We start from the raw sequence: 25828 nt of genomic DNA, 5'->3' as shown, positions 1-25828 counted from the left end.
GTCGTGGGCATTTTCGAATGGTGCAGATGCTGATCGGTTTTTTTGGGCCGCGCGAGAAAGCGTCATTCCCCGATCCGCTTCGTGCTACGACGCGAGATCAATTGCGTGGGCCTCCGTTTCGGCGTACTACTGTAGCTTTTATGTGGTGATGGGATTTCTCCGCGCGTTCGGCAATGGGTACATCTACCTTGGCGCTGATGATGTTGCGATACTGAACGCAGCGCTCAGTCCCGTTCGGCTTGAGGCTGGCGTGTATGGAATGACCGTGACACTGGGTGCTCCAACTCAGGTCGAACTTAGGAAGCAGAGAGTGCGTGGAGTCCACGAAGGCTTTTGGCGATACGCGGACAACTGCCTAATCACAATTGCACAAGATGTGAGCACGGGAAGTGGAGCTGCGAGGCCTTTCGCTCCTATCGCGCGATCAGCGGCACTGCTTAGCATTGAAGACCTTCGGAAATGGCTTGGAGAGCCGGGAAAACTGAGCCGCGAGGTGGGATGGATGTCTGCTCTTCGCAACGAAATCAACTATCAGTTCAGACGCAAGGCTTGGCCCCCCACTTTTCAGGATGGGAGCGTAACGGTCGACCGATTGCGAAGCGACGTCCAAGCTATCGTCCGAGGCACAAGAAGCGAGATTGGACGCGGGCTTCGAATTGATCCAGATATCAAAGCGTTGGTGGAGCGAGCTAGCGTGCTTTTTCGGGAGTTGGGGCCGTTGACTCCCATGCCGGCACTTAGCTGAGCATCAACCGTCCAGCTGAATCCACGACATGCGCATCGGCTCCTCCGCCCCGCGCGCTTTTGGAAGGGCGTGATCAACAGCTTGAGAGGCAGCAAACGGGCGCGTCCGGCCACAGGTGTGTTGCCTTTCTGCCCTACGGCCGCGGCAACCGTCCCTGAAGCTCCTTAAGCCGCCCCCGCACCACCCCCGAGAACTCCTCGAACTTGACCGCCTCCGCCAACGGCACCCGCGTCGCCTTCGCAATCCCATCCACCGCCTCCACCAGCTTCGGCCCCTGCAGCTTGGCCGCATCCACCCCCAGCTTCTGATACTTCGCCGCAGCCCAGTGATACCGTGCCTTCGGCGCCTCCTTCATGCTCAGCGCCTTCTGCGCATAGCGTTCCGCCGCGTCGAAGTCCGCGGCATGGTCATTCAGGAAAACGGCGAAGTTCAGGTTCCTCCAGGCGCCGTCCGGCGCGAGGCGGATCTCGTTTTCATACGCTGTTCTCGCCTTCGCCGTCCACGCCGCCCGTTGGGCCGGGTCTTTCGCGCCCGCTTCTTCGTACATGGTGCCGAGCCAGCCGTAGCCGTTGGCCTTGCGCGCCGCATGGGGCGTCGAGTCGATGAACTTCTTGTGCCAGGTTTCCGCCTCGCTGATGGCCCCGGTTCTGCGGAAGATCTGGGCGCGCAGGAAGAGGGCGCCGCTCAGGTTTGGCTCGAGTTTCAGTGCAGCGTCAATGGAGGCATTGGCTCGCTCGTGCAGTGACGACCGCACCAGTGCCCGCGCCTTGGCGACGTGGGCCTGGGCCAGGTTCGGGTTGAGCTTGATCGCCTCGTCGGCCAAAGCCAGCACTTGGTCGCGTATGTCCGCCGGCTGGCCTTTTTGGTCGAGCCTCCACGTCGATAGCGCTTCGGCGTGGAGCACTTGGGAATAGCCGGATTTCGGGTCGGACTTCATCAGTCCGTCGGCGATTTGCCTTGCCTTCTGGAGTTCGTCGCCGGAGCCGCTGAAGGCGTGGATCAGTTCCAGGGCTTCGTTGTAGGCGGGTGGGGGTGGGGCGGCAGCGGTTGCCGTGATGGCCATGGCGAATAGGCCGATGCAGAGCCACTGGGTTAAGAGACGCGTCATGGTTAGTCCCTCCATCAGCCACGCACTTTGCCGCTGGGCGCGCCGTTGCGCAACCCTAGAATGGTTGATGGTCCAGCTCCTGTCAGTCTGCCAATAGTCCCCAGTTGTGGTCGTCGAATTTTCCCCACCAATCAACGCCAACGAGCAGACGATGGGAGAGGGAGTTCGAGGGATCCGCGGCAGCGATCGAAGGCGGCGGCTACAGTACCCGTGTTCTGCTGGGCGACAACTACACGCTGGTGGAACAAGGCGGTGTGGGGCCGGTTGCGCCTCATCCCGCGGCTGATAGGCGAGCAGAGGGTGGGTGCTGCAGAGATAGCAGTGGTCATCAAGTCTCTGGGTTGCTGGACGCCCGCCGCGCGAGCGGCGAATACATCGTGCGGAGCGTTTCGGCAAAAGGTTTTTGATAACGCTGAAAGTCAGTGAAAAAGCCTTTGATGATTTCTGCGTCAACTTCGATTTCACACCAACCTGTCTCCAGAAGATTTTGCCTTACTGCAAGCATCAATGGATGACCGGAAAGTTCTTCAAGGTACGTTAGTACGCACTTTTTGAACGCTAAGAAGTCAAGGCTGCTGCATCCGCTCAAGCCAGCCAGACGCTTTGATACCTCCGAAAGAGTTCTGGTCCACAGCCAGGTCTTTCTCTCTTGTGCGCTAGTGAGGCGGCCCCCCAAGATCCAATCGGACGGGAAAAAACTCGTTAACGCGGCAGTGTGATTCCAGGTGTGGTCGTCCGCGTGTTTGCAATACAAACGCACCAATTGCGCAATGCTTGCCGTCAAGTCGGGCCCCGCATGCAATGCTGCCACCCGCTCGTAACGAATTGCTTTTGAAACGTTCCGGCATATTCGCCTTGACGCGCTTGAGGCAGACGAGATGTCGGCTGAATCCTTCACCAACAGTGTTGCACGGCCAATCGATTCAATGGTCCCTCGGGGCGCACTTACGATGACGGAGTTCAACTTTCTGTCGACTGCCAGCGCAACGCTGTTGAGAAACAAATCACCGTCTCTCCTAAGAGCGCGTTGCCGTTGAAACTCTAGGACTGATATGTAGCCCAATCGCTGGACTATCGAACCTCCACCTAATTCAAGCAGAAATCGTGGATCGGTCGACACTTCACTATTAAAGGCGGAAGTGATTGCATTGTCCGTTGCAATGTGGCCGTCGCAAACAAAAAAGAACTCAATGTCGTGAAGCGAGTAGTGCTCAACACTGGCTCCAAAAACGCCCAGCAGCACGTCACTCGCCACTCCGCCCCAAATAACATAAGAATGGCTCTGGTGGCGGTACTCGCTTCTGTTCAAAAAATCCCCAACAGAATCGTCGAAAGCTTTGAAGAAGGGCCACTCACAAAAGCGATCGCGACGAAATACAACCTGCTCAATACAATCCTCGTCGACTGACTCAGAAAGCTTCGATTCAACGGAGGCCAACACTGTCGAGCTTGGTGATTGGTGTCCTGTCATGGAAAATGCACAGCTCTCTTATCCAGAACGAGCATCAAATAAAACGCCACGACAAGGCAGTCCGCTGTGATGTCAGGACGCTTTAACTCTGGAAGAAAATCCTTGTAGACTGCTTCGCTTTTGCGGATCAGGCCACCCTCGTTGGTACTGGACAATGCCGCGTAGACGCGTTGGCAAACTGGATAGCCATCGCTGATTTCAGTGGCCATCATCGTGTGGGAAAACTCTTCCGCCTTAACGGCCTCCAGAATGTTCTCGCCACTAAAATGCGGGCGCAGTTGGCGGCGTTCTGTTCCAAGGCGCCCATGGTGGGCCTCAGACAACTTGGTCGACAAATCAACCAGTTTTTGGAGTTGGCCGACGTCAAGTCGCGTCGTTGCGCGCATTGCCTGCGACACGCGCAGAAACAATTCAGATATCTCACATGGCCATCGACCCTCTAGATGCAGCAGGCACTGAGCGAGGATGATGGGAAGCAGCATCAGAATTTGCGCGTAGTTGAGCTTTCCGCCACCGCGATTCCTGGGACTTGCGAGCTGTGCAAGATATGCAGCATCAAACACACAATCGGGTTGGGCCCTTTCGTGCAGTACCCTATTTACCAGGGAAAGGAGCGGCCAAGCACTATTGGTGGCTCCCACGATGAAGTATTCGAGCTTTGTGCCCGGCGAGGAATCCACATATCTCGTCGTGCAGCCGGGTTTGTCCGCGAACGGTTCCAAACTAATAGCGAGAATGAAGGCGCGGACCACATCCTCTTTCAGATCATCGTCGGTCATCGTGCGCCAAACAGACGGGTGTCAAAAAGCCTGCACATGCGATAGAGAACTAGAGCTTAGTTGCCTTTGACTTGAGCAACTCAATGTCCGACTTGAGTGTGTACAAGAATGAGGATTGTCCGACGTTCTTCAGTTCAAAAACTGGTGCGAGGCCACTTCCAGTTAGGAAGAATTTCGGAACGAACAGCCCACCTCCGTCACCAATGCAGACAAAATTGCAATCGATGAAACTATGACCATAGATCACTAGCTTTGAAACATCGTTGTTAAGGCGCTTTAACTTATCGATCGACCTTTTGATATTGTCTTGATACTGAATTGAGGTAAGCCCGAGTTTCGCGGCAATAGCTGGAACGATCGTCGAATCCGGGTGCACGCAGAATACGTCTGTGATCTTGGTGGGGTCTGAGAAACGCTTCTGCAAGGAGTAGCCGTGTCTCGCTATCCAGGCTTCGCCGCTTCCAAATGCGATAGTGAGCTTGGATGAGTTCAGGATCAGGTCTTTGGTGTATGGCTTTGTGAATTCCTGTTGATAGATATCATCCAGGCCAATGCCAGACGCATTGCGTGTAAGGGCGGTGTGGGCAACTGAAATCCCCATATCTCTGACCAGTTTTTCGTATACGGCAGCCAGATCATGTTCCAACGCATCTCGGGCGTCCTTCTTGAGAAACCATTCATACACTGAGTGCCAAATTGCGAGCAATACCAAGCCCGTTATTACATGCTCGGTTATCGCCCACCACAGACTTCTTGGAAGAGTGCCAACCAGCTGGCCATTTGTGCCCCGAACCTCGCGTGGAGATTCATACCCATGCATCACTAAAAAAAGAGCTCCTGCCACGAGCAACGCGCCAAATGCAACTGCATACCAAGGAGCTTTGCGTGGTTGGGTCGGTTTCAATGACTTCATACGATTAATGTCTATTAAGAACTCCAGGCGAAGCAGCGAGTGGATGAGTGGTCGCAGGGCTCCAAGGAGCTCATGTGGCGAGTACCTGGGAAAGATCTGACCATCTCAACACTTTCCCCCACATTGAAAGTGGCGTTTGGAACAGTGACTCCTTCTCTTCCGGCGTGCCGTTGTAAGTATCGACGCCCTCCGCCAAATAATTCACCCGATAACCTCTATAGTAAAGTTCTTGCGCGGTAGATAGAACACAGCAATCCAATGTGAGGCCGATCAAAATTATCTTGCCATCCACCGCAGGCGGCCCGATTGTTTCTGTCAGCCATTCTCCAAATTCTGAAGGCGCGCAGTATGGATCCCCGGGGCTTCTTGTAGGATCTCCGGCATGGGCCCGCGTCCACGAGGGGGAGTTCATAGACTTGATCCACCGGCGACCACCGACCAGATCGATAGGGACCTCTGACTCGAATCCCCAAGTACCTGGAACACAGTACGCCTCTGTCTCTGATGGCCGATGAAGTCGGTAATCAGAAATGATCTCCGCAAGTTGCTCATTTCTCGCCCTGAGAAGCGGGACGATTTTCTGGTGAAAAAAGCTCGTACATCCACGAGGCTTGTAGAAGCGCCCGCCTAGTGCTGAAAACTCGCGCTGAAAGTCTACCGACAGAATTTTGATCATCGACCCTCTCGACCTTAAAGCTGATAGTGGATGTACGTCAACACCTTTTGAGAATTGATCACACGATCAATGGCGCGCTAGAAAATCTCGGCTCGGCCGATTGAGCCGTCCGCTTTTGACTGGCGGATTTGCCCATACCAGTCTCACAATGGGGATTGTGGCTTTGGCGGTCGGAGCCTGCCTCATCCGATTTGAGGAGAGACAGAAGCGATATTCCGCAGACCACGCGGTTGCTGGCGGGGTAAGCGCTAGGGGTTGCTTACTTGCGCCTGTCCTGAATTTTGCGTTTGAGACAAGACGAAGTTCAAGAACTCGGCCATTGCGGCCAAGAGTGCGGCGCGGCCCACGATGTCAATGGAACTACTTGGTCAGTTCGTGACGAGGCCAATGACCGGGGAGGCCGTGAATGCGGTTTCCATGGCTTTCTGGAAAGCATTTATCGAGCGCGCCATGGGCGCCGGCCGGGCCGCCACCTGGGCTACCCGGCCGGCGGGGCCAAGCCCGAACCTGCAGCCAACCAGCTCCACGGCAGTGCCGGCAAGACCGTTCTTACTCACCGGCGGACGGCCGGTTCGCATCGAATTGCCACGCGATCGCGACGTCAGCTTCGTGCCGATGCTCGTTCCCAAACACGGGCGGCGGTCGACCGGCTTCCATGAGATCATCAACCCGTAGATGCGCGGGGCATGACCAGGCACGAGAGCGAGGGCATTCTGCTGGAGCCCTATGGCACGGATGTTTCTGTAGAGTTCATCAGCAGCGCCGACGGCAACCGCGACTTCCTGGGCCTGTGGATCGAGGCCGCTGAGGGAGGCGCCGATCGGGCACAGATGTGTTCGTGCCGATGTTCGTGGCCACTGGCATCGGGCCCTATTGCGGGCAGGCGATGCACTTCAAGCTGTACGCGCCTGAGCCCAAGGTGTATTCCGTCACCGCTACGCTTCAAGGCCGAAAGGCATTGGGGCATCGTCAACACTTGGTGCGCCAGTGCGCAACCCTAGAATGGCTGACGCTCCAGCTCCACTACGAGCGCGCGCCACTTCCGCAGAATGCACAACGATGAAAACCATTCGCGACCTCAATGCCCCGCCGTCCATCGTCGGACGTGTCGAGGCCATCATCGTGCGTGGGAAGCCGCGCGATCCGGCGCGCAGCATCGACGCGACTGAGGCGCTCGCCGGCATCGGCCTGGCCGATGACCGGCTGGGTCAGCGCGGCGAGGCGGAACTCTCGACGCGGCAGGTCACGCTGATCCAGGCCGAGCATCTGCCGGTGATCGCGCAGCTCGCTCGCGTCGAGGCGGTCGACCCGATTCGTTTGCGCCGCAACCTGGTGGTGTCGGGTATCAACCTCCTCGCGCTGCGCAATGCGCGCGTGCGCGTGGGTGGCGCGCTGCTGGAGATCGTCGGGCCGTGCGCGCCCTGTTCGCGGATGGAAGAAGAGGTGGGCCCTGGCGCCTATGCCGCGATGCGCGGGCATGGCGGCATGACGGCGCGCATTTTGGAGAGCGGGGCGATCGGCGTTGGCGACGAAGTTCGGGTGGCCTGAAGGTTTTAAAAGCACAAAATGTCAAAGGCTTGGCTTTGGGCCCAGAACAATCGGGGCTTCATCACCACTCTCGAGCTCTGCCATGAACGACCACCCTTTGAACCAGACCTGGGAAACCTATACCGCGTCGTGGACAGCAGCCACTGTCGCGGAGAAACAGGCCTTGTTCGCGCAAAGCCTGGACCCGCATTGCGTCTACAACGACCCCAACACCGCTGCATCCGGCTGGACGGAACTGACGGCTTATATGGACGCTTTTCACCAGCAAGTCCCGGGCGGCCACTTTCAGACCAAGACCTTCACCAGCCACCACCAGCAAAGCATGGCCACCTGGAACATGCTCGACGGCAAGGGCCAGGTGATTGGCGAAGGCGCCAGCTACGGCAAGTACAACGGCGCCGGCAAGCTGATTGCCATGACAGGATTCTTTGCTGCTGCATGACAAGACCCACACCGTGCGCCACCTGAAACGCGTTCAACAAGGCATCGACTTCATTGAAGCCCATTTGGACACGGAGATCGAACTGTTGGAGGTGGCCAAGGCGGCGGGCCTGAGCCAATGGCACTTCCAACGCATGTTCAGGGCACTCACCAACGAGACCCTGAAGACCTACATCCGCTCGCGCCGCTTTGCCAAGGCCCTGGACCAATTGCTGGGCACCAGGCTGCCGATCCTGGACATCGCATTGGCGGCCGGGTACGAGACGCAGGAAAGCTTCACCCGCGCCTTCAAGTCCTGCTTTCGGATCACGCCAGGGCAGTACCGCGCTTTCGGCAGCCGCTCCCTGTTTGTGAAAAAAGTGGAGTTGAATGCCGACTATCTGCATCACATCCACCGCAATGTGTCCCTGGTGCCAGAAATATATGAACAAAGCGCCATGCAACTGGTCGCCCTACGCACGCTGTTCTACGGTATCGATTCAGAGAAAAACAATCTGGCGAAGAAACTGCCGCCGCTGTGGGCGAGCTTTTTAAGCCGCCTCGGTGAGGTGCCGCACGCCGTTCCCGGCGTGTGCTACGGCGTGGTCAGCCCGGTGCGTGAGTCTTCGGATCAACTGCAATACTTTGCCGCCATTGAGGTCAACCAACCAGCCGCGCCGCCAGACGGCATGCTGGCGCTGGAGGTGCCCAGCGCACGGTATGCCAAGTTCGGCCACCAGGGACCGGCCCAAGGCATCGACAACACGGTCAACTACATCTATTCGAGTTGGCTGTTGTCATCCGGCGCTTCGCACAGCGGTGGAGTTGATCTGGAAGTGTATGACTCGCGCTACCACCCCACGGCCGGCAACTCGCTGATGCACTACGCGATTCCGATTCACGGCATGGATGCCGGATCAAGGTAGCTTCTTGACGCGACGTCGCTAAGACTGATTGGGCGCTGTGAACTTGATGTCGATCGGCCGTTCAGTCTTCTTGCCCTGCTCCAGCATCCACTTCTGTGCAAAGTCCCGAATCGTCTGCTCCGCTTCACGCTGCAGCGCGTTCGTGTATGCGGGGCCTGTTCCGCGTTGAGCCAGTTCCGGACCGAGGTGACGCAAAGTCTTCTCCCGATTCGGTGCTACCGAAGGTGAGAGGAGGCTGCTTTCCGTCGTGACGATCTCAACGGTCGTCGTGTCAAACGCAACGGGTGTCTGCAGTTGGAGAGGCGGAACGGTCAGGTGATGGCGCTGCGCCCCAGGTTCGAGGCGCCATTCGGCGGCAAGGGGAATTCGGTAAACGTAGTGCGCCTTGACCCGGATTTTCGAGATGGTCTTTGGCAGCTTGCTGCAATCCAGGAAAGGGCAGTCCCATCCTGTCTGCCACGCAAACTCTTCGACCTTTCGCATCTCCGCGACTTGGAGAAATCCTCCAGGCGTGCGAATCAGTTCCACCTTCGCCGGATCGAGAAGTTCTACCTTGGTTTCGGTCGTCGAGCCAATCTTCCCCAACTGGCTCCAGACCCCGATGATGGCGATCGCAACCACGGTGCCGATGGCGATAGCTGCGACGGGTTTCATGATTTTGGCAGGCGCGCTTTGCGTTGGTAAGGCGTGATCGGGTTAACACTCACGCCAACAGCCGGCGCGCCACCCGCCGGATGGCCTGCCACAGCTGGGCCTTGGTCACGGTTGCGATGCGCATGGCTTTCATGCACTCTTCCAGCCGCCCGGGCCGGGACTGCAAGGCGTCTACCGCTTGCGCCAGGGCGCGCCGGATCGATTCGCCATAGGCCGCCTCCGCCTTCACGCACGCGGCTTCCAGCAGCGGCCGGTCGGCTTGCATCATCGCGAGGTCGATCAGGTCACGGCTGTACACGGCGTCATCCGGCCACCGGTCGGCATTGGCGAGCAGCTTTTCGGCGGCCAAGTCGATCGGCGTGAGCGTGTGGATGCCGCAGATGCTATCGGCCTCGCCGGGCGTCGCCAGCGCGATGCGCCCCTCGAGCACGATCTCGAACTTGATCGTCGATGTGCCGGAACGAACGTGGGTGCGGATGCCGTATTGGTCGGCGCGGACTTCGCGCGCGAGCTCCAGCTGCAGCCCGTCGCGCACAATGGGTTGCAGGCCGTGCACATTGCCGAGCGCTTGGCGCAGCTCGCGATAGCCCGCCAGTTCGGAAACGAGGAAGTCGATGTCGATCCATTCCGCGTATTCGCCGTACCGCAGCGCCATGGCGGTGCCGCCGCCGAAGTAGCAATGGCGCTGCGACAAAGCCTGTGGGTCCAGCGACTGGAGCACGAGCGCGACGTCGCGGTGATGCGGACGCTCAAACAAGCAGGCGCCCTCCACCCAGTTCGCGCGAGAGCAGGGCGACGAGCGCTGCTTCACGCTCGGACAGGGCCGCGCGCTCGACATGGCGCCAGTTGCGCTCGTAAAGAGTTAGCGCTTCGCTGGGGGAGATCTCGTCCACGCCATGCAGTTGCCAGGCGAGCTTCTTCAGCTGCGGGTAGTCCGCAAGGCGGATTGCCGTGGGCAGGGCGATGGGCTCATCGGCCGTGTTCGCGTCCGGCAGGTCGAAGGCGAGGCCCAGCACGCTTGCGGCGGCCATCCACGCGCCCATGGCCACCGTGGGCTCGCCGCGCTCAATGCGATGCAAGGTCACGCGCGAAATGCCCGCCGCCTCCGCGGCCGCGACGGCACTCACGCGCTGGCGCTTGCGGGCGCCACGCAGGCGCTCGCCCAAGAGCGCAAGGCGCTCCTGGGCGACGGGTAAAACGGGCGAGGTGGCGGAAGGCATTTGTTTCTCATAATAGACAAATCGGCTGTTTTGTCAAGTTTGAGAAACGTATTGCTGGATGTCAATCAATCAACTTGTTCCGCCGCTTTCCGCAGCAGCCAGTCCCTGAACTGCGTCATGGCGGGAGAAGTCGTCTTCGACTGCAGCTGCGTGAGCCAGTAGCTGCCCACAGGCACCTCGACGCCAAAGGGCTGGGCCAGCCGCCCCACCCGCAGGTCATGCAGGAACATCCTTCGTGGCAGCAGCGCGATGCCTGCGCCCTGCGCGGCGGCTGCAGCGAGCGCCAGCGATGAATCGAGCACCGGCCCGCGCAGGGGCTGCGTCATCGCGCCCGCGCCGGCGGCCTCGAACCAGAGCCGCCACTCATCGCTGCGATACGAACGCAGCAATGTTTCGCCGCGCAGATCCTGCGGCGCGGCAAGGCGCCGTGCGATGGCAGGTGTGCACATGGGCGTGAGGGGCGCTTCGAACAGCGGCTCGGCCTGTGTGCCGTGCCACGCGCCTTGCCCGAAGCGAATGGCGAAGTCGAGCCCTTCGCCCGCCAGGTCGACGCGGTTGTTGTTCGTCATCAGGCGCAGGTCGACGAAAGGATGGTCCCGGTAGAAGGTCTCGAGTCGCGGCATGAGCCAGCCCACTGCAAAGGTGGCAACGGCCGCCACCGTGAGCGGTTCGCGATACGCACCATCGCGAAACTGCTCCAGGATGCTGCCGAGGCGGCCGAACGAGTCGGCCAGCATGGGCAACAAGGCCTGCCCCTCGTCGGTGAGCGCCAGGCCGCGCGGCAGCCGGCGGAACAGCGTCACGCCGAGCCGCGCTTCCAGGTTCTTGACCTGCGCGCTCACGGCGGCTTGCGTCACGCTCAGTTCCATGCCGGCCCGCGTGAAGCTCAGGTGCCGGGCCGATGCTTCAAAGGCGCGCAGTGCGTTCAGGGGCAATGTCATGCCCCAGATTATCTTGGGACTCGCCCCACAAATGATCGTTTGTCCGTGAACGTGTGGCTGGCTATCGTTGAAAAATGAACCGACGCGACTTTCACTCTCTCTTCGGCGCTGCTGTTGCGGCCGCCACGCTTCCGGCCTGCGCGCACGTCCCACCGCAGGACGCCTGGCGGCCGCTCGAGGCGCTCTCCGGCGGGCGAATGGGCGTGGCCGTGCTGCAGGCCGATGGCAGCCTGCAGGGGCACCGGCTCGACGAACGCTTTCCGATGTGCAGCACATTCAAGTGGCTGGCCGCCGCCCACGTGCTGCAGCGGGTAGACCGTGGGCTCGACCGGCTGGACCGCCGCATTCCCTACGGCCGCGACGCGCTGGTGCCGCATTCGCCTGTCACGCAGGAACACGTGGGCGCGGGCATGACGCTGGGCGAGCTGTGCCACGCCACGATCACCACCAGCGACAACGCCGCCGCCAACCTGATCCTGGCCACGTACGGCGGACCGCAGGGGCTCACGTCCTATGCGCGGAGCCTGGGTGACAGCGTCACGCGGCTGGACAGATGGGAGCCGGTGATGAACGAGGCCACGCCCGGCGACCCGCGCGACACCACGTCGCCTCGTGCCATGGCGCAGTTGCTCAAGACGGCTCTGTTGGGCGATGCACTGTCCGTGAGCAGCCGCGATCAACTCGCGCGCTGGCTCGAGGCGTGCGAGACGAATGGGCAGCGGCTGAAGGCCAATCTGCCCGCGGGTTGGCGTATGGGCAGCAAAACCGGCACAGGCGCGCGCGGCTCGACCAACGACGTGGGGATTTTCTGGCCGCCGGGCCGGCCGCCCGTGCTGGTGACCGTGTACATCACGAACACGCAAGCCCCGCCGGCCGACCGCAGCGGCGCCATCGCCGCCGTGGCGCGCAGGGTCACCACGTCGGGTTAGCCCGCGCCGCTCTCCAGCGCCGTATAGCGGCGCTGCATCTCATCGGTGTCGACGTCCTCGATTTGATGGCCGATCAGCCAGCGGTGGCCGAACGGGCAGCGGACCGTGCCGGAGCGCTCGCCATAGAAGGCGTCCGAAGGAGGGCGCTCGAGGCTTGCGCCGGCCCGGACGGCGCGCTCGATCATGGCGTCGGCATTGTCGACGTGAAGATGAAGCGTCACGGGCGTGGCGCCCAGCGTCGAGGCGCTGCGAATACCGTACTCGGGGAACTCGTCGCAAAGCATCAGCGTGAACCCGCCGAAGTCCATCTCGGCGTGGCCGATGCGGCCACTGGTTTCGGTCAAGCGGAACTTTTCCTTGGCGCCGAAGGCCTCGCCATAGAACGCAATGGCGGCGGCCGTGCCCGATACGCACAGGTAGGGAAAGAGTTCGTGGATCTTCATCGCTGGCTCCTTGAGTGAATGTGCGAAGCAGTGTTGCCGCACTTCCACCGCATGGATAGAAGAAAATTGCCGCGCTCCGTCATGGCGCAACCGGCAGGTGGTTTGCCTCGGCCGGTGCCCGCTGGCGGTACACCGCGGGAGTCACGCCGGCCAGCACCAGGAACTCGCGCCCGAAGTGCGATTGATCGCTGTAGCCTGCGCCGAGGGCGACGTCGACCAGTTGAGCGGCGGGCTCGGACCGCATCAACCGCAGAGCCGACTGAAACCGTCGAACCTGGGCATAGGTCTTGGGCGCCAGGCCGACTGCGTGGCGAAAATCAGCGATGAACCGGCGATGGCTGAGGCCGCTGGAGCGCACAGCATCGCGGACGGTGGGCGCGTTACGCATGTGCTGGAGCAGGGCGGCGACCTCTGGGTTCAGCCCTGTCGACAGCGGCAAGCGCTCGCCGAGCCGCCTCTCGAACAGCGCGAGCCTGCCTTCGGCGGATCCGATGCCGCTCAGTTCATCACGCAGGCGTGGGGCCGCCGCGCCCCACAAGTGTTCCAGTGACGTGTGACTCTCGGCGAGTTCACCCGCAGGCACGCCGAAGAGCAGTGAAGCAGCGCCAGGCCGGAGCAGGGCGCCAACAGAGCAGGACGCGGACGTGGTGAGGCGCGCATGGAATGTCGAACGCGCGCCCCCGACCAGGCAAGGCGGCAGGGTCACCCGTTGCTCTGCGCTCCGGCCCAGCAGGTACAAGGGCTGATCCGTGAGCCGGACGACCACATGCATCCACCCGGTTGGCAGAACATGCTCGTGCACCGGCGTGACGCCTGCAGAGATTTCCACTCTACCGTCACTCGCCCACAAGCGGGCGACGAAAGGCTGCAGTGGCGCTGCGGGAGCGCGTTGAAACACCATAAGCCATGGTGACATGCGCCGGGACCTTGTCAACCCGAGCCGCCCAACACGCCGGATTTCATCTCGGCAACCCATTTTTACAAGCCCATGTCGAGAACGGGCCGCCTCGTTCGTCGTATCGTTATGGGCCGCACTTCGCCGGCCCTCATCAAAGGAGATTTCGCATGAACTATGTCGATGGATTCGTGGCCGCCGTGCCGACCGCCAATCGCGAGAAGTACCTGCAGCATGCGCAAAAGGCTGCCGCCGCGTTCAAGGAATACGGTGCGCTTCAGGTTGTCGAAACCTGGGGCAATGACGTGCCGGAAGGAAAGGTCACGTCGTTCACCATGGCTGTGCAGCGCAAGGACGACGAATCGGTGGTGTTCTCATGGGTCACCTGGCCGTCCAAGGCCGTCCGCGACGACGCGTGGAAGAAGATGATGGAGGATCCGCGGTTCAACCCCGAGACCAACCCCATGCCGTTCGACGGCAAGCGGCTGATCTACGGGGGCTTCGAGATGATCCTCAACGCCTGACTTCAGGCAGGCGCTGTTCAGGCGGGCGCTGCGGGTCAGCCAGTGACCATCAGCTGGTTGTCGACAGACTTCACGCCTTCGATCTTGCGGGCCATGTCTTCTGCCTTGCGGCGCAGCGCCATGGACTTCACCTCGCCGCGCAGGCGCATGTTGCCCTGCGTCGTGTCGACGTTGATCTTGATTGCGCTCAGTTCCGGGTCTGCGGCGAGCGCCGTCTTCATCTTGGTGCCAATGGTCACGTCGTCAATGGCCTGGCCGGCCGTGCGCGTCGGGCCGCCCTGGCCGCCAATCATTCCGGCGCAGCCGGCAAGGCTCAGTGCAGTGGCTGCAGCAATGATGAATGTCTTCATGGTGTCGTCTTTCTTACTCGTTAGGAACAGAGACGATCGTGCGATTGCCGGGCCTTGGGTCATGTAGGAATGCACCACTTCAGGCGGTCAGCGTGCATGGATGAGGCGCGCAGGCCACCTGCCTAGAATGCCGTGATGCTCCAACTCCACTACCACCCCTCCCTAAACCCCTGAGGCGCGTCAGGCGATCTTGTCTTGCTCTGCCAGCCACGCAGGAATGTTCTTCTGCGCCTGCAGCACCCGCCAAACATCGAGGTGATCGTCGCATTCAAGATAGAAGATCAGATAGGGGAAGCGCGTCACAGCCGAGAACCGCAGCCCGGGCAAATCGAGGACGGCGGCATAGCGCGTCGAACCCGTCGCGGGGTGCAAGCTGATGTGGCGGAAGGCCGCCTCGAGGGCTCCGACCCACCTTGTGGCCAATGCGGTGCCACCTTCCTGAGCATAGTAGGCGGTGGCGTCCTCCACATCGATAACCGCGGCGGGCCGCAGCACCGCCGGCTTGGCCGTCACGCGCCGGCCCGCTTGCGCAATCGCTTGAAGAAGGCTTCGTCGGCCTTCACCCCGGGACCGGAGTTGGCGCCGTCCAGCAGGAGCTGGCGCAGCTGGGCGCGTTCCTGCTCCTTGCGAATCAGCTCGCGCACGTATTCGCTGCTGGTGCCGTAGCCTCGCTGCTCCACCTGCTCGTCAACGAACGCCTTCAGTGAATCGGGGAGGGAAATGTTCATGGTGCCCATGGCTGTCGATGATAGCCATCATGGCAAAATTTGGCAAAGTCCGAAGATCCTGCCCTTGCCCACCAAGCCCATCGATGACCTCATTTCGATGTCTTTCTGGGCCTGGCTGCGACGTACTACCGCCTTGCGCATCATGCGGCGCGGCGGCTGCGCGCACGCTGGCGCAAGCCATCGAACCATTCGTCGTCCATCGATCCGACGACCCGCTTGGCGCGCCAGTGGGCAACCCTAGAATGAGTGATGCTCCAGCTCCACTACCATCCCTCCCCAAACCCGCTGAAGGTAGCCCTCTACCTGGAGGAGGCCGGCCTCCCCTACGAGGTGATCCCGGTGGACACGCGCAGGGGCGAGCAGCACCTTCCGGCCTTTCGCGCCATCAACCCCAACGGCAAGACGCCGGCGCTGGTCGATGGCGACGCCGCGGTGTTCGACAGCAACGCGATCCTGCTGTACCTGGCCGAGAAGACGGGCCTGTTCCTGCCGCCCGACACGCCGGCCGAGCGGGCGCAGATGTATTCGTGGCTGATGTTCGTGGCCACCGGCATCGGGCCGTATTGCGGGCAGGCGATGCATTTCAAGCTCTACGCGCCAGAACCCAAGGTGTACGCCGTCAACCGCTACACCTTCGAGGCCGAAAGGCACTGGGGCATCGTCAACAGCCAGCTGGCCGGCAAGCGCTGGATGCTGGGCGACACGTACACGCTGGTGGACATGGCGGTGTGGGGCTGGGCGCGCCTCATCCCGCGCCTGATGGGTGAGCAGGGGTGGGCGCAGTTCCCCCACGTCAAACGCCACCTCGACGCCATCAACGCTCGCCCCGCCGCGCAGCGGGCCGAGGCGCTGAAGGAGCGCTTCGTGTTCAAGCAGGAAGTGGATGACGAGGCGAAGAAGGCGTTGTTTCCGCAGAACGCGCGGTTGGCGGCAAGTTGAAAAGCAGGGGAGTCTGATGTTGCGCCTGGCCGTCTTCCAACTCTTGGCAATCTATTTCTTTGTGCCACTCTTGATCGGCGTGGGTCTGGTTTTGACTGCACCGCCCGGGAGGAACTGGCAGCGCACCCTGGGGTGGGTGCTGAATGCGGTGGGCGGCTTGGCAGGCTTGGCGGGTGTGCCGTATTGGATCGGGCAGTATTTGGGGGTGGGTGTGCCCGAGTAGTTGGCCACTGGGCCTCGACAGGCGGTGCGCGGCACCGAATTAGTGAAGCAAGCCCTGAGCAGAGTCAAACGTCAACGTACTTAGGTCCGTCACGCCCACCAGCTTGATGTGCCTGTCGGCGCCGTTCTGAAACGTGGATTGCGCGTAACTGTTGTCTACCACCACGTAGGCATCGCCGCCGTGCTGAAACCAAGTGATAGCTGCGTGCGTGGAGCTCGGCTGCTTGCTTGCCGCAGCATTGAGGTAGGCGTTGAAGCTGGCGCCCGAAGCGAGGGAGATCTTTTTGGAATACCACGTGCCGTAATCGAAATCGGCGCCTACATTCGGATTCGGATAGCTGAAATTTGTCACCAGCGGATGAAGGTCCAGGGTATCGGTGCCTTTTTTGAAGTCTCCAACGATCGGCAGTTGCAGCTCGGGGTGGTCGCTGAAAATGAATCGATCAGCCCCAGCGCCGCCCAGAAGTTTGACAGCGCCGCGGCCACCAAGGATGTCGTTTCCGGCGCCTGCTTCGACGCTTCCGACCGTGCCATTCGCATATATCTCGTCCGCACCGCTGCTGCCGATCACACGACCCACGGCAGCCGCATTGACTCCAACAGAGCCAACAAAGCCAGACAAGTCAACGACGTCGGCATTCACATAAGACAACAAGAGTCCGCCGGGGGCTTCACCGGTGACAACGAGCGAATCGAGGTGACTGATGCTGCTCAAATTCACATGGTTGCCAAGCGGAGTCGCAGATTCCGCTGGCGGCATCACGAGCGTCAGATCGTCTACGGAGATTGCCAGCAATGTCAGTGTGCTGAAATCGTTGTTGGGAGCCAGATGCACCGACAAGTCGTTGCCGGCGACGACTTCGTTGTCGTTGTGCATATGCGCCAGCACGTAAAAATTGCCCACGCCTTGGCCGATGTGAAAGACAGCGCCGTCGGCCACGTTGGAAAGTTCCAGGTTGCCTGTCAGGTTGCTCAGTGTGATGTCGGTATATCCACCGACGTTTACTTGGCCGCCGACGTTTTGCATCTCGATCACGCGTGCATCGAGCACCGACTGCGCTTGCGCGGTCACGCCCGCGAGCACCTGCGTAGCATTGGCAACCGAGCCGCCGCCTTCGGCGTAGAACTGCGCCGCGGCAGTTCGATTATTGAAAAGAGCCGCACTTACCAGCCCTGCGGGGTCGGTGCCGGTGTAATGGGCGATGACGTCGATCATTGCGCTGATGACGGATCCTGGTGTCGCGCCTGGCTTATTGAGCTGCGCCGTCCAAAAGGCCAAGCCTTCCGCGTCAGCAATTCGCCCCAGCACATTGACGTAGAAAGACGCAATGACCTGCTCGTTGGTCGCTTCGTTGGGGAAGTAGGCGCGGGCGGGCGCGGTGGCAAACATTTGGTCGGCCACAACCGCCATCTGCCCCAGATCCATCAAGTACTTCCAGTATTGCAACCCCTCCCAGTCGGGCGCGCGACCGAACAGGGCGGCATACAACTGCGAGATCTTCGTGTTTGTCGAGTCCAAGAATTGCCTCCCGCCCTTCAGAAAACAAAGGGCCTAAGTGACAAATTGTATCAGCAGATGAGCTGGCCGCGCCTTTCCATTCACCACCCACGCGGTTAGCATGCCACTGCAAACACAACAGGAGACAGGCATGCGTGGTGGGTTGATCAAACTGGGTGGCGGCTTCGCCTTGGCCTTTGCACTGGCGGGCTGCGGCCACATGGGTGCGGGCGGCTGGACGAGCCTGGTCGATGGCGATCGGGGGATGGATAACTTCACCAGCATCGGCGGGGCCGACTGGAAGATGATGGAAGGAACCATCCAGGCCAGCAGCGGCGGCAAGACGCCGGGCTATCTGGTGACGAAGAATTCGTACAAGGACTTCATGGTCCGCGCGGAGTTCTGGTCGAGCGACGACGCCAACAGCGGCATCTTCATGCGCTGCCAGGAGCCGGCCAACATCACCGACGAAAACTGCTACGAGGCGAACATCTTTGACCAGCGCCCGGATCCGACGTACGGCACCGGCGCCATCGTCAAGGTCGCGCCGGTTTCGCCCATGCCCAAGGCGGGCGGCAAGTGGAACACCTATGAGATCACCATGAAGGGCGACCATCTCGTGCTGGTGCTCAACGGTGTGAAAACGGTCGACACCCGCCACGCAAAGCTCGCCAGTGGCCCGGTCGCGCTGCAATGGGGTCGGGGCACGATCAAGTGGCGCAAGGTGGAGATCAAGCCGCTCTGAGCTGTTGGAGGCATGGATTGCGGGTCGAGCCCGCAATGACAGACTTGGGGAGGCCCGCACGTGCACGCACCCGGTGGTACCCTCCACCGCGTGAGTTCATTCGCCAGCCGCTTCCGCCAAGCCGGGCTGCACCGGCCCCGGCTCCTTGCCGCGGGCATGGGCGCGGTGGCTGCGTTCTTCTTCCTTCCTGAAGCCTGGACGTTCACCGCGCGTGTGCTGGTGGCCTGGAACCTCGGCGTCTGGCCTTACCTTGCGGCGCTCGTCTGGCTGATGCTGCGCGTCACGTCCGAAGGCGTGCGCGGCATCGCCCAACAGGAAGACGCCAGCAGCGCGGGCCTGCTGGTGTTGATGTGCACCGCCGCCGTGCTGAGCCTTGCGGCCATCATGGTGGAGCTGGCACACGGCCGCGAGAACGGCGAAAGCCGGTTGTTCGTGTATGGCGTCACGCTGCTCACCGTGGTGGGGTCGTGGCTGCTGATCGGCGCGCTCTACACCTTTCACTACGCACACATGTATTACTCTGCGCCCGCCCATCGCCTGCCGCTTCAGTTCCCAGAGGAGCTCAAGTCGCCGTCGTACCTGGACTTCATGTACTTCGCGTTCACGATCTCCATGGCGGTGCAAACATCGGATGTGGCGGTGCGAACCACCGCGATGCGCGCAACGGTGCTGGCGCAAGCGGTGCTGTGCTTCTTCTTCAACCTGGCGATCCTGGGCTTGACGATCAACATCGCGGCAAGCCTGGTGGGCGCTCGGTAGTGACACGAAAGGAAAGTCATGCGATTGGAAGGCTCTTGCCACTGCCAGAAGGTCAGGTTCACCGTCGATGCGCCAGAACCGGTGCCGTTCATGCGTTGCTACTGCTCGATCTGCCGCAAGACGGCCGGTGGCGGCGGCTATGCCATCAATCTGGGCGCTGCCACGCACAGCATGAAGGTGACGGGCAAGCGATACCTTGGCATCTACCAGGCTCGCATCGCTGAGGAGGGCGAAACGAAAACCCATCTGAGCGAGGCGCGCCGCTACTTTTGTTCCCGCTGCGGAAGCGCGCTGTGGGCGTGGGATCCGCGATGGCCTGACTTGGTGCACCCGCACGCCAGCGCGATCGACACGCCGCTGCCGCCGCCGCCCGAGAACGTGCACATCATGCTCGGCTCCAAGGCGCCATGGGTGCAGGTTGAAGGCAATGCCGAGGATCCGCGCTTCGAGGAATATCCCAGCATGTCGCTCGCGCAATGGCACGAGTCCAAGGGGCCGCACCGCTGAATTGGGATGACTTTGCTCGGGGCGGTGCATATACTCGCCCTCACAAAGAGAGGGGTCCATGCGATTTCGACTGAGGCTCAAGACCGGGCACGTTGAGGGATGAAGCTCTATTCAGAGCTTGAGATCGTCATCCAGCGAGATGCTCAAGATAATTTTCAGGTTGGCGCGCGGCATCGGGTAGACGAAGGCGACAGCATCACGCCGAATGTGCCGATCACGCTGAGCGCGGCCGCTCCCGAGCACTTTTCTCCCGACCCGCGCGAGTGCGGCAAGGCACTGTCCCAGGCGATCTTCGGGCCGCCTGCGATCCGTGACGCGCTGGTCGCGGCCCAGGCGCGTTCCGAAAACGCCGGCCTGCAATTGCGGGTCCGGCTGCGCATCGATCCGGGTGCGTCGGCCCTGCACAGTTTGCGGTGGGAGACGCTGACCGATCCGCGTGACGACAGCTTCCTGCTCCTTTCGGGCCAGAGCATTTTTTCCCGCTACCTGTTCAGCCGCGAGCTGCGCTTGCCGAAGCTGCGCGCGAAGCAAGGGCTGCAGGCGCTGATCGTGGTGGCCAATCCCAGTGGCTTGAACGCCGACTTTGCGCAGATCGACGTGCCCACCGAGGTGTCGGTCGCGCAACAGGCACTTTCGCCGCTGGTGCCGACGGTGCTCGCGTCCGGCGGCCAGGCGACGGCTGAAGGCCTTCTCGCCGGGTTGGCTGAGGGTGTCGACATCCTCTACCTGGTGTGCCACGGAGCGATGACATCCAAGGGGCCCAAGCTCTGGCTCGAGGGCGCGGACGGCGGGCGTGACCTGGTCGACGGGCAAGAGCTGGCGGCGAGGATCGGCGCGTTGGAGAAGGGGCCGACACTGGTGGTGCTGTGCTCTTGCCAGAGCTCGGGAACGGGCATGCCGACGAAAGACGCGTTGACGGCGCTGGGCCCGCTGCTGGCGAAAGAGGGCGTGCCCGCGGTGTTGGCCATGCAGGGCAATCTCACGATGCAGACGGCGTCGCGGTTCATGCCGAAGTTTTTTGCGGAGCTCGCCAATCACGGCGAAGTCGATCGCGCGGCGGCGGCCGCGCGTGCCGCGGTGCTCGACCGGCCGGACTGGTGGATGCCCGTCGTGTTCACGCGGCTCGACAGCGCGCGAATCTGGTACCGGCCCGGCTTCGGCAAATCAGACGACGGCATCGACCCATGGGCTTCCATCGTGGGCAACCTCAACGCCCGCGAATGCACGCCTGTTCTGGGCCCATCGATGGCCGAAGCGCTGTTCGGCAGCCGTCGCGAGCTGGCCGCTTTGTGGGGAGAGATGTACCGGTACCCCATGAGCGGCAACCAGATCGAAGACCTGCCGCAGGTCGCTCAATACCTGGCCGTGATGCGGCAGGGCGCGTTCCCCAGGCGCGAGTTCTACCTGCATGTCTACAGGGGCTTGCTGGAGCGGCATGCCGATCTGGTGCCGGAAGAGTTCAAGAGCCTCAAGGAACACGAGGTGCTGAGCCGCTTGGGGGAAATGGTTTCCCAGGTCGGCGCACGGCTGCGTGCCGCCGATGCCTCGGAGCCGCACGCGGTGCTGGCGAGCTTCAAGCTGCCGGTGTACGTCACCACGGACCCGAGCGACCTGCTGGTGGACGCGTTGCGCGAACAAGGCGCGAGACCCAGGGTACGGCTGCTTCGCTGGAACAAGTTCGCCGAAAAGAAGGACGACGAGTACGTTGAGGAGGCCAAGTCGATCTCCATGGCCGGCCCCACGGAGAAGTTTCCGATCGTCGTGAAGCTGTTCGGCGATCTGGCGGAGCCCCGGTCTCTGGTGATGACGGAAGACCAATACTTCGACTACCTCACGAAGGCCACCGCCAGCGCGGAATCCATTCCCTCGGCCGTGCGCCATCGCCTGACCGACAGCGGTTTGCTCTTCGTCGGCTTCCAGGCCGAAGCGTGGGAGTTTCGCGTGCTGTTCCGCAGCCTGCTGAATTTGCCAGGGCAGGACTTGCGCAAGGACTACGAGCACTTCTCGGTGCAGATCGATCCCAACAGCATCCTGGACCCGGGCAGTGCGCGCCGGTACATCGAAGAGTACCTGCAGGAAAAGGCCAAGTTGAAGCTCTACTGGGGTGACGTGCCCACCTTCGTCAAAGAACTCCAGCGCCGCACCTCGGAGGGGGCATGACCATGGAATGCCCGTATGTAGGCCCCAGCCCCTTCGCCGAAAGGAACGAGATTTTTGGGCGCGATGAGGAGCTCGAGGAGCTGCGGTATCGCGTGGTGGCAGATCGTGTTGTCGTGCTCTACGCACCGTCGGGCGCGGGCAAGACTTCGTTGATCCGGGCGAAGAACGGGCTCCTGAGCAGATTGAAGGACAGATTTCATGTGCTCCCGGTGATGCGCCTCTGGGGCGCACCCACCGCGGGCAAGGAAGGCGCCTCGAACTGGCTCGCGCAAGTTGTCCTGGAGCAGCTCGAAGGCGCGGGGCTCGGCAAGATCGAGCCGGGCGATACGCTGCTGGACTACTTCAACAGGATCCCGATTGAAACAGGCACGCGCCCCAAGCGGCTGCTGATGGTGATCGACCAGTTCGAAGAAGTGTTCACGCCCGGTATCGACGTTGCCGACCAGCGAGCCTTCTTCAAGCAGCTGGGCGAGTTGCTGGGGCGCGAGCAAAGCCCCGTGTGGTTCATCCTCAGCATGCGGGAGGAATACTTCTCGTGGCTCGACCCGTTTCGCGAGCTGGTCCCCACCCGAATGACGAACACCTTCAGGCTCAACCTGCTCACCGTTGCGCAGGGCGTGGAAGCGGTGAAGGGGCCCGTGGCGATGAGCGGGGTGACCTTTCCGGAGACGGACGGGCAGAACGCTGCGCAAGCCCTGGTCGCCGACCTGAGCAAGATCCGTGTGCGCACCGCGGACGGGCACTTGGACAGCCGGCCCGGTGTTTCCGTCGAACCGGTTCAGTTGCAGGTGATCTGCGCGGGCCTGTGGGCGCGGTTGGCGGAAAGGGCCGGCGACAAAGAGATCAAGACCATCCGTGTCGAAGACCTCGTCGATTTCAAGCCGGAAGTCGCGCTGGAGGAGTACTGCAACGAGTCGCTCGCGAAGGTGGCGGCTGACGAAACCCGGGCGCGCAAACTGCGCCACTGGATCGACCGCAAGCTGCTCACGCCCAGCGGGCTGAGGGCCCAGGCCACCATCGACCCGGCAGATACGGATTGCCCCACGGAAGCGGAGCTGAAGGCCCTGCAGGAAACGCATCTCGTCCGCGCGCAAAGCCGACAGGACGGGCAGTGGTTCGAACTCTCCCACGACAGCTTGTGCGGGCCCGTTCGCGCCAGCATCGAGAAGTGGCGCCTGAAAGACGCCACGGTGTGGCAGGAACTCGCGCGCTTCTGGCATGTGGGGGGCGAGCAAACGAGATTCTTCAAGGCCATTTCGAACAAGAGCCGCGCCAGCATTCCGGTGTTCTTGCAGGAGCCCGGCGAGTTTTCTGAAGTGGAGAACCGGTTTCTCAGTGCGTTCCGCGACTACCAGGCGCAGAGAAAGCGCGACCTGATGCTGCATTGGGGCCTCGCAGGCGTCTTTGCCTGCTTGCTTGCCGGCATGGCGTACTTGAACAGCGGGTACCTCCAGGCAAAAGCGAACCTCTTCTCGACGAGAAACGTTCTCGCCACCCAGGCGGCGCTGCAAACGATTCTGGGCAGCAAGCCAAGCCTCGAACTCGCGGCACTGGCGGTTGTCGCCGGGACGGATCTTCAAAAGCAGCACAACGGGCTCGTGGGTTTCGATTTCCGCGCCGTGCTGGTCGAACTGCTTCACCGCACTCGGCAGATCGAGACGGTCGAGACATTGGGTGGGGGCAACACCAAGCAGGCCTGGTCCGACGACCGCTTCCGTGTGATCGCGGAAACGGGCTTCGACCGATTCATCGTTTCGGTACACGACCTCAAGACCGGCAAGGAAATCTGGGCGCCCGATCAAGCTCTCATGCAGAAAGCTCACCCACGGGGCGTTCGCTCCCTCGCATTGCTGGCGCAAGGGCGGCTGGCGATCGGCGGCGGCGAGGGCGGCATCTCTGTCTGGGACATCGAGAAGAAGCAGCAGCTCGTCAAGCTGGTGGCGCCCGCAGGCGCCGGATCCCACTTGCCGCTCATGCACGGCCCCGTCCGGGTGCTTGCGGAGTCAAAGGGCGCCTTGATCGCCGGATACGAAGCCGGCGTCGTGGCCGCATGGAATGTGCAAGAGCAGGTGCCTGAAGGCGAACGGCTCATGTCGACATCGAAGCAGGCAACGCGCATATCGGGAATCGTGCCGTTCGCGGGCGGGTCTTGGCTCGCGTCCGCGGATTTGGCCGACACGGAATCCGTAACCTTGATTGCCGTGCAAGACGGCAAGCTGTCGCCGGATCGCAAGAAGCTCGTGGCACAGCCGCGCGAGAGCGACTTCAAGGGCGCGCTCTACAGCTTGGCGGTGAGCCCCGACGAGAAAACCGTGGCGGCGGGCAACCGTGCGGGCCGGATCCATTTTTGGGACGTGGCCACACGGACGCACACGCGCGTGCTGGACGCCCATTCGGACAACGTGGCCCAGCTGAAATACCTGGCGGATGGGCGGTTGCTCTCGGTGGGATGGGACGGGCGCCTGAAGTTGTGGTCCTTCCCGGCGGAGGGGAAGGGCGCTCCCGTGGCCGTGACCCTGATCGAGATTCCCCGGCAACTGACGGCTGTGGCCCTGGCCGAAAAGCCGGACAGCGTCTATGTCACCACCGAGAAGGGCGGCGTGTTCCGCGTGAGCCTGGCGGCCGCGCGCCATCCCTATGGCGAGACGATCGCGCACGCCCCCAACGCGCGCGCGACGGGCGGCCTGCTGGCTGTCGGCATGGACAAGCTGTCACTGGTGACCTCGGATACCGCTGCGGTCAAGATGCATGTGCTGGACGCAAGCGGGCATATCGCGCGCTCGCAGCAGCTGCCCGCGGCCGGCACCGATGCGTTGGCATGGGCGCCCAAGGCGAAGATGCTCATCGCGGCGCAGAAGAACGGCATCCGGGTCCATCGCGGCGAAGACCTGAAGACAGTCGAAACGAAGGTGCTCGATCTCCCGCCTGGGGGCGAGATCCGCTCGCTCGCGATCAGCGATGACGGAGCCGTGGCGCTCGCGCTCACGAAAACCGCCGCGCCGGATGTTCATTTCGACATGAGATTCTTGTCGCTTGCGCAGGAGCCGGCGAAAGCGCGCTTGTGCAAAGCCGACGTCCCGCTCGAACTCGAGCCCAAGAAGATCCGCATGGCCGCGTTCCGCCCGAACTCGCACGACTTCGCCGCGGTGCACGGCGACACGGTTTCAATGTGGACGGTGAAGCTGGACGCTGGCGGGTGCCCGCAGGTGGTGCCGGCCGCGCAAGCCATCCAGAAGACGATGTACCGAGGAGAAGTGTTGGCGATTGCCTTCGAGCCGACAGGGCGCCGGCTGTTCGTCGGCAACTACGCGGGGCTGGTGTTTTCTGTTCCTGTCGGCGGGGCGGCCGAGCTGCCCGCGCCTGTGCACAAAGACGATTCGACAAGCGTCACCACGGCCCTGGCGGTGAGCGCCAACGGTGTCATTGTGGCGGGTGACGACGACGGCAAGCTGTTCGTCATGCATCCCGCACACGCCCAGCCTCTGCATCTGCCGCAGGACTTTCACACCTCGCGCATCATGTCGCTGTCCATCAGCGCCGATGGGCTTTGGCTGGTGTCGAACGGGGCGGCAGGCACCGCGCTGTGGAACCTCGATATTGCGTCGTGGTCGGCGAAAGCCTGCGCGTTCGTCACGCGTGATTCGTTCAGTCCGGACGATCTGAAGAAGTACTTTCAACAGGTCGAAGAAAAGCCGGTCGCTTGCCGCAAACCCGTCAAATAAAGGAGT

At 61.8% G+C, this 25828-nt stretch carries 28 protein-coding genes and 1 pseudogene; 14 read left to right on the top strand and 15 right to left on the bottom strand.

The genetic code is table 11. The features are described from left to right. Window positions 1–878: 878 nt before the first annotated feature. From EEB15_RS29865 to EEB15_RS29845, 5 genes are all read right to left on the bottom strand, one after another. On the bottom strand, window positions 879–1853 hold the full coding sequence (locus EEB15_RS29865) for a hypothetical protein (RefSeq protein WP_141513624.1): 975 nt from the start codon (window positions 1851–1853) through the stop codon (window positions 879–881). A gap of 328 nt (window positions 1854–2181) precedes the next feature. After that, window positions 2182–3324 (bottom strand): hypothetical protein, encoded by a 1143-nt coding sequence (locus EEB15_RS29860; protein WP_141513623.1) that lies wholly within the window; start codon window positions 3322–3324, stop codon window positions 2182–2184. Then, window positions 3321–4103: a hypothetical protein gene (locus tag EEB15_RS29855; protein ID WP_141513622.1), complete on the bottom strand. Its 783-nt coding sequence runs from the start codon at window positions 4101–4103 to the stop codon at window positions 3321–3323. The genes EEB15_RS29860 and EEB15_RS29855 overlap by 4 nt, the downstream gene beginning before the upstream one ends. Window positions 4104–4152: 49 nt before the next feature. Further along, window positions 4153–5016 carry a hypothetical protein gene (locus EEB15_RS29850; RefSeq protein WP_141513621.1) on the bottom strand — a complete coding sequence of 288 codons (864 nt, stop codon included), beginning with the start codon at window positions 5014–5016 and terminating at the stop codon, window positions 4153–4155. 70 nt (window positions 5017–5086) lie between these two features. After that, entirely contained in the window at window positions 5087–5692 is a 606-nt protein-coding gene (locus EEB15_RS29845; protein WP_141513620.1) for an isochorismatase family protein, read from the bottom strand. 417 nt (window positions 5693–6109) lie between these two features. Here EEB15_RS29845 and EEB15_RS34680 point away from each other — a divergent pair, with 417 nt between their 5' ends. From EEB15_RS34680 to EEB15_RS29820, 5 genes and pseudogenes are all read left to right on the top strand, one after another. Continuing rightward, entirely contained in the window at window positions 6110–6367 is a 258-nt protein-coding gene (locus EEB15_RS34680) for a hypothetical protein (RefSeq protein ID WP_141513619.1), read from the top strand. Window positions 6368–6536: 169 nt separating this feature from the next. Then, window positions 6537–6666: pseudogene (locus EEB15_RS34325) on the top strand (glutathione S-transferase family protein); the annotation flags it as partial. 85 nt (window positions 6667–6751) lie between these two features. Continuing rightward, complete coding sequence (locus tag EEB15_RS29830) at window positions 6752–7240, top strand: MOSC domain-containing protein (RefSeq protein WP_141513618.1); 489 nt, start codon at window positions 6752–6754, stop codon at window positions 7238–7240. Between the two features lie 82 nt (window positions 7241–7322). Beyond that, window positions 7323–7682: a nuclear transport factor 2 family protein gene (locus EEB15_RS29825; RefSeq protein ID WP_141513617.1), complete on the top strand. Its 360-nt coding sequence runs from the start codon at window positions 7323–7325 to the stop codon at window positions 7680–7682. After that, a complete protein-coding gene (locus EEB15_RS29820; RefSeq protein WP_233259672.1) occupies window positions 7669–8586 on the top strand; it encodes a helix-turn-helix domain-containing protein in 918 nt (305 codons plus the stop codon). Before EEB15_RS29825 ends, EEB15_RS29820 begins: the two co-directional genes overlap by 14 nt. An 18-nt stretch (window positions 8587–8604) precedes the next feature. On the opposite strand, the gene EEB15_RS29815 is transcribed toward EEB15_RS29820, so the two are convergent. The 4 genes from EEB15_RS29815 to EEB15_RS29800 all read right to left on the bottom strand — a co-directional run bounded on the left by EEB15_RS29815 (window position 8605) and on the right by EEB15_RS29800 (window position 11401). After that, complete coding sequence (locus tag EEB15_RS29815; protein WP_141513615.1) at window positions 8605–9240, bottom strand: hypothetical protein; 636 nt, start codon at window positions 9238–9240, stop codon at window positions 8605–8607. Between the two features lie 49 nt (window positions 9241–9289). Continuing rightward, window positions 9290–9997 carry a nucleotidyl transferase AbiEii/AbiGii toxin family protein gene (locus EEB15_RS29810; protein WP_141513614.1) on the bottom strand — a complete coding sequence of 236 codons (708 nt, stop codon included), beginning with the start codon at window positions 9995–9997 and terminating at the stop codon, window positions 9290–9292. Further along, window positions 9990–10460, bottom strand: coding sequence for a helix-turn-helix transcriptional regulator (locus EEB15_RS29805; RefSeq protein ID WP_141513613.1), 471 nt, complete (start codon window positions 10458–10460; stop codon window positions 9990–9992). The genes EEB15_RS29810 and EEB15_RS29805 overlap by 8 nt, the downstream gene beginning before the upstream one ends. Before the next feature lie 65 nt (window positions 10461–10525). Next, window positions 10526–11401, bottom strand: a complete 876-nt coding sequence (locus tag EEB15_RS29800) for a LysR family transcriptional regulator (RefSeq protein WP_141513612.1) — start codon at window positions 11399–11401, stop codon at window positions 10526–10528. 74 nt (window positions 11402–11475) lie between these two features. Here EEB15_RS29800 and bla point away from each other — a divergent pair, with 74 nt between their 5' ends. Beyond that, window positions 11476–12330, top strand: coding sequence for a class A beta-lactamase (bla, locus tag EEB15_RS29795; RefSeq protein ID WP_141513611.1), 855 nt, complete (start codon window positions 11476–11478; stop codon window positions 12328–12330). Here the strand turns inward: bla and EEB15_RS29790 are convergent. Together EEB15_RS29790 and EEB15_RS29785 are read right to left on the bottom strand one after the other, a co-directional pair. Next, the gene (locus EEB15_RS29790) at window positions 12327–12773 is read right to left on the bottom strand and encodes a VOC family protein (RefSeq protein ID WP_141513610.1); all 447 of its coding nucleotides are present in this window, start codon (window positions 12771–12773) and stop codon (window positions 12327–12329) included. The genes bla and EEB15_RS29790 overlap by 4 nt on opposite strands. 79 nt (window positions 12774–12852) lie before the next feature. Further along, window positions 12853–13674: a helix-turn-helix domain-containing protein gene (locus EEB15_RS29785; RefSeq protein ID WP_370284018.1), complete on the bottom strand. Its 822-nt coding sequence runs from the start codon at window positions 13672–13674 to the stop codon at window positions 12853–12855. A 164-nt stretch (window positions 13675–13838) separates the two neighbouring features. On the opposite strand from EEB15_RS29785, the gene EEB15_RS29780 reads away from it, so the two are divergent. After that, window positions 13839–14192, top strand: coding sequence for a DUF1428 domain-containing protein (locus EEB15_RS29780; RefSeq protein WP_141513608.1), 354 nt, complete (start codon window positions 13839–13841; stop codon window positions 14190–14192). 35 nt (window positions 14193–14227) lie between these two features. Here the strand turns inward: EEB15_RS29780 and EEB15_RS29775 are convergent, their stop codons facing one another. The 3 genes from EEB15_RS29775 to EEB15_RS29765 all read right to left on the bottom strand — a co-directional run bounded on the left by EEB15_RS29775 (window position 14228) and on the right by EEB15_RS29765 (window position 15279). Then, window positions 14228–14542, bottom strand: coding sequence for a BON domain-containing protein (locus tag EEB15_RS29775; RefSeq protein WP_158290274.1), 315 nt, complete (start codon window positions 14540–14542; stop codon window positions 14228–14230). Window positions 14543–14722: 180 nt separating this feature from the next. Then, entirely contained in the window at window positions 14723–15055 is a 333-nt protein-coding gene (locus EEB15_RS29770; RefSeq protein ID WP_141513606.1) for a type II toxin-antitoxin system RelE/ParE family toxin, read from the bottom strand. Next, window positions 15052–15279, bottom strand: a complete 228-nt coding sequence (locus EEB15_RS29765) for a type II toxin-antitoxin system ParD family antitoxin (protein WP_141513605.1) — start codon at window positions 15277–15279, stop codon at window positions 15052–15054. Before EEB15_RS29765 ends, EEB15_RS29770 begins: the two co-directional genes overlap by 4 nt. Before the next feature lie 240 nt (window positions 15280–15519). Here EEB15_RS29765 and EEB15_RS29760 point away from each other — a divergent pair, with 240 nt between their 5' ends. Beyond that, window positions 15520–16209: a glutathione S-transferase family protein gene (locus EEB15_RS29760; protein WP_141513604.1), complete on the top strand. Its 690-nt coding sequence runs from the start codon at window positions 15520–15522 to the stop codon at window positions 16207–16209. Window positions 16210–16225: 16 nt separating this feature from the next. After that, window positions 16226–16432, top strand: coding sequence for a hypothetical protein (locus EEB15_RS29755; protein WP_141513603.1), 207 nt, complete (start codon window positions 16226–16228; stop codon window positions 16430–16432). A 39-nt stretch (window positions 16433–16471) separates the two neighbouring features. Here the strand turns inward: EEB15_RS29755 and EEB15_RS29750 are convergent, their stop codons facing one another. After that, window positions 16472–17950 carry a DUF4214 domain-containing protein gene (locus EEB15_RS29750; protein WP_141513602.1) on the bottom strand — a complete coding sequence of 493 codons (1479 nt, stop codon included), beginning with the start codon at window positions 17948–17950 and terminating at the stop codon, window positions 16472–16474. Window positions 17951–18080: 130 nt separating this feature from the next. Between EEB15_RS29750 and EEB15_RS29745 the strand changes: the two genes are divergently transcribed. From EEB15_RS29745 to EEB15_RS29725, 5 genes are all read left to right on the top strand, one after another. Then, window positions 18081–18674, top strand: a complete 594-nt coding sequence (locus EEB15_RS29745) for a DUF1080 domain-containing protein (protein WP_141513601.1) — start codon at window positions 18081–18083, stop codon at window positions 18672–18674. 90 nt (window positions 18675–18764) lie between these two features. Further along, entirely contained in the window at window positions 18765–19433 is a 669-nt protein-coding gene (locus tag EEB15_RS29740; RefSeq protein ID WP_233259671.1) for a DUF1345 domain-containing protein, read from the top strand. Window positions 19434–19451: 18 nt separating this feature from the next. Next, on the top strand, window positions 19452–19940 hold the full coding sequence (locus EEB15_RS29735; RefSeq protein WP_141513600.1) for a GFA family protein: 489 nt from the start codon (window positions 19452–19454) through the stop codon (window positions 19938–19940). A 99-nt stretch (window positions 19941–20039) separates the two neighbouring features. Then, window positions 20040–22100, top strand: a complete 2061-nt coding sequence (locus EEB15_RS29730; RefSeq protein WP_141513599.1) for a CHAT domain-containing protein — start codon at window positions 20040–20042, stop codon at window positions 22098–22100. Then, the gene (locus EEB15_RS29725) at window positions 22097–25822 is read left to right on the top strand and encodes a hypothetical protein (protein ID WP_141513598.1); all 3726 of its coding nucleotides are present in this window, start codon (window positions 22097–22099) and stop codon (window positions 25820–25822) included. The genes EEB15_RS29730 and EEB15_RS29725 overlap by 4 nt, the downstream gene beginning before the upstream one ends. The last annotated feature ends 6 nt before the right edge of the window (window positions 25823–25828 follow it).

Source organism: Ramlibacter sp. WS9 (assembly GCF_003797765.1).
Taxonomy (GTDB): Bacteria; Pseudomonadota; Gammaproteobacteria; order Burkholderiales; family Burkholderiaceae_C; genus Ramlibacter.
The sequence above is the reverse complement of the archived record's forward strand: the minus strand, read 5'-3'. Positions and strand labels throughout refer to the sequence as shown.

Bases quoted from the DNA above. Each gene is read 5' to 3' on its own strand.
- EEB15_RS29865 (WP_141513624.1), bottom strand. From the start codon at position 1,853: ATGACGCGTCTCTTAACCCAGTGGCTCTGCATCGGCCTATTCGCCATG.
- EEB15_RS29860 (WP_141513623.1), bottom strand. From the start codon at position 3,324: ATGACAGGACACCAATCACCAAGCTCGACAGTGTTGGCCTCCGTTGAA.
- EEB15_RS29855 (WP_141513622.1), bottom strand. From the start codon at position 4,103: ATGACCGACGATGATCTGAAAGAGGATGTGGTCCGCGCCTTCATTCTC.
- EEB15_RS29850 (WP_141513621.1), bottom strand. From the start codon at position 5,016: ATGAAGTCATTGAAACCGACCCAACCACGCAAAGCTCCTTGGTATGCA.
- EEB15_RS29845 (WP_141513620.1), bottom strand. From the start codon at position 5,692: ATGATCAAAATTCTGTCGGTAGACTTTCAGCGCGAGTTTTCAGCACTA.
- EEB15_RS34680 (WP_141513619.1), top strand. From the start codon at position 6,110: ATGGCTTTCTGGAAAGCATTTATCGAGCGCGCCATGGGCGCCGGCCGG.
- EEB15_RS29830 (WP_141513618.1), top strand. From the start codon at position 6,752: ATGAAAACCATTCGCGACCTCAATGCCCCGCCGTCCATCGTCGGACGT.
- EEB15_RS29825 (WP_141513617.1), top strand. From the start codon at position 7,323: ATGAACGACCACCCTTTGAACCAGACCTGGGAAACCTATACCGCGTCG.
- EEB15_RS29815 (WP_141513615.1), bottom strand. From the start codon at position 9,240: ATGAAACCCGTCGCAGCTATCGCCATCGGCACCGTGGTTGCGATCGCC.
- EEB15_RS29805 (WP_141513613.1), bottom strand. From the start codon at position 10,460: ATGCCTTCCGCCACCTCGCCCGTTTTACCCGTCGCCCAGGAGCGCCTT.
- EEB15_RS29800 (WP_141513612.1), bottom strand. From the start codon at position 11,401: ATGACATTGCCCCTGAACGCACTGCGCGCCTTTGAAGCATCGGCCCGG.
- bla (WP_141513611.1), top strand. From the start codon at position 11,476: ATGAACCGACGCGACTTTCACTCTCTCTTCGGCGCTGCTGTTGCGGCC.
- EEB15_RS29790 (WP_141513610.1), bottom strand. From the start codon at position 12,773: ATGAAGATCCACGAACTCTTTCCCTACCTGTGCGTATCGGGCACGGCC.
- EEB15_RS29785 (WP_370284018.1), bottom strand. From the start codon at position 13,674: ATGGTGTTTCAACGCGCTCCCGCAGCGCCACTGCAGCCTTTCGTCGCC.
- EEB15_RS29780 (WP_141513608.1), top strand. From the start codon at position 13,839: ATGAACTATGTCGATGGATTCGTGGCCGCCGTGCCGACCGCCAATCGC.
- EEB15_RS29775 (WP_158290274.1), bottom strand. From the start codon at position 14,542: ATGAAGACATTCATCATTGCTGCAGCCACTGCACTGAGCCTTGCCGGC.
- EEB15_RS29765 (WP_141513605.1), bottom strand. From the start codon at position 15,279: ATGGGCACCATGAACATTTCCCTCCCCGATTCACTGAAGGCGTTCGTT.
- EEB15_RS29760 (WP_141513604.1), top strand. From the start codon at position 15,520: ATGCTCCAGCTCCACTACCATCCCTCCCCAAACCCGCTGAAGGTAGCC.
- EEB15_RS29755 (WP_141513603.1), top strand. From the start codon at position 16,226: ATGTTGCGCCTGGCCGTCTTCCAACTCTTGGCAATCTATTTCTTTGTG.
- EEB15_RS29745 (WP_141513601.1), top strand. From the start codon at position 18,081: ATGCGTGGTGGGTTGATCAAACTGGGTGGCGGCTTCGCCTTGGCCTTT.
- EEB15_RS29735 (WP_141513600.1), top strand. From the start codon at position 19,452: ATGCGATTGGAAGGCTCTTGCCACTGCCAGAAGGTCAGGTTCACCGTC.
- EEB15_RS29730 (WP_141513599.1), top strand. From the start codon at position 20,040: ATGAAGCTCTATTCAGAGCTTGAGATCGTCATCCAGCGAGATGCTCAA.
- EEB15_RS29725 (WP_141513598.1), top strand. From the start codon at position 22,097: ATGACCATGGAATGCCCGTATGTAGGCCCCAGCCCCTTCGCCGAAAGG.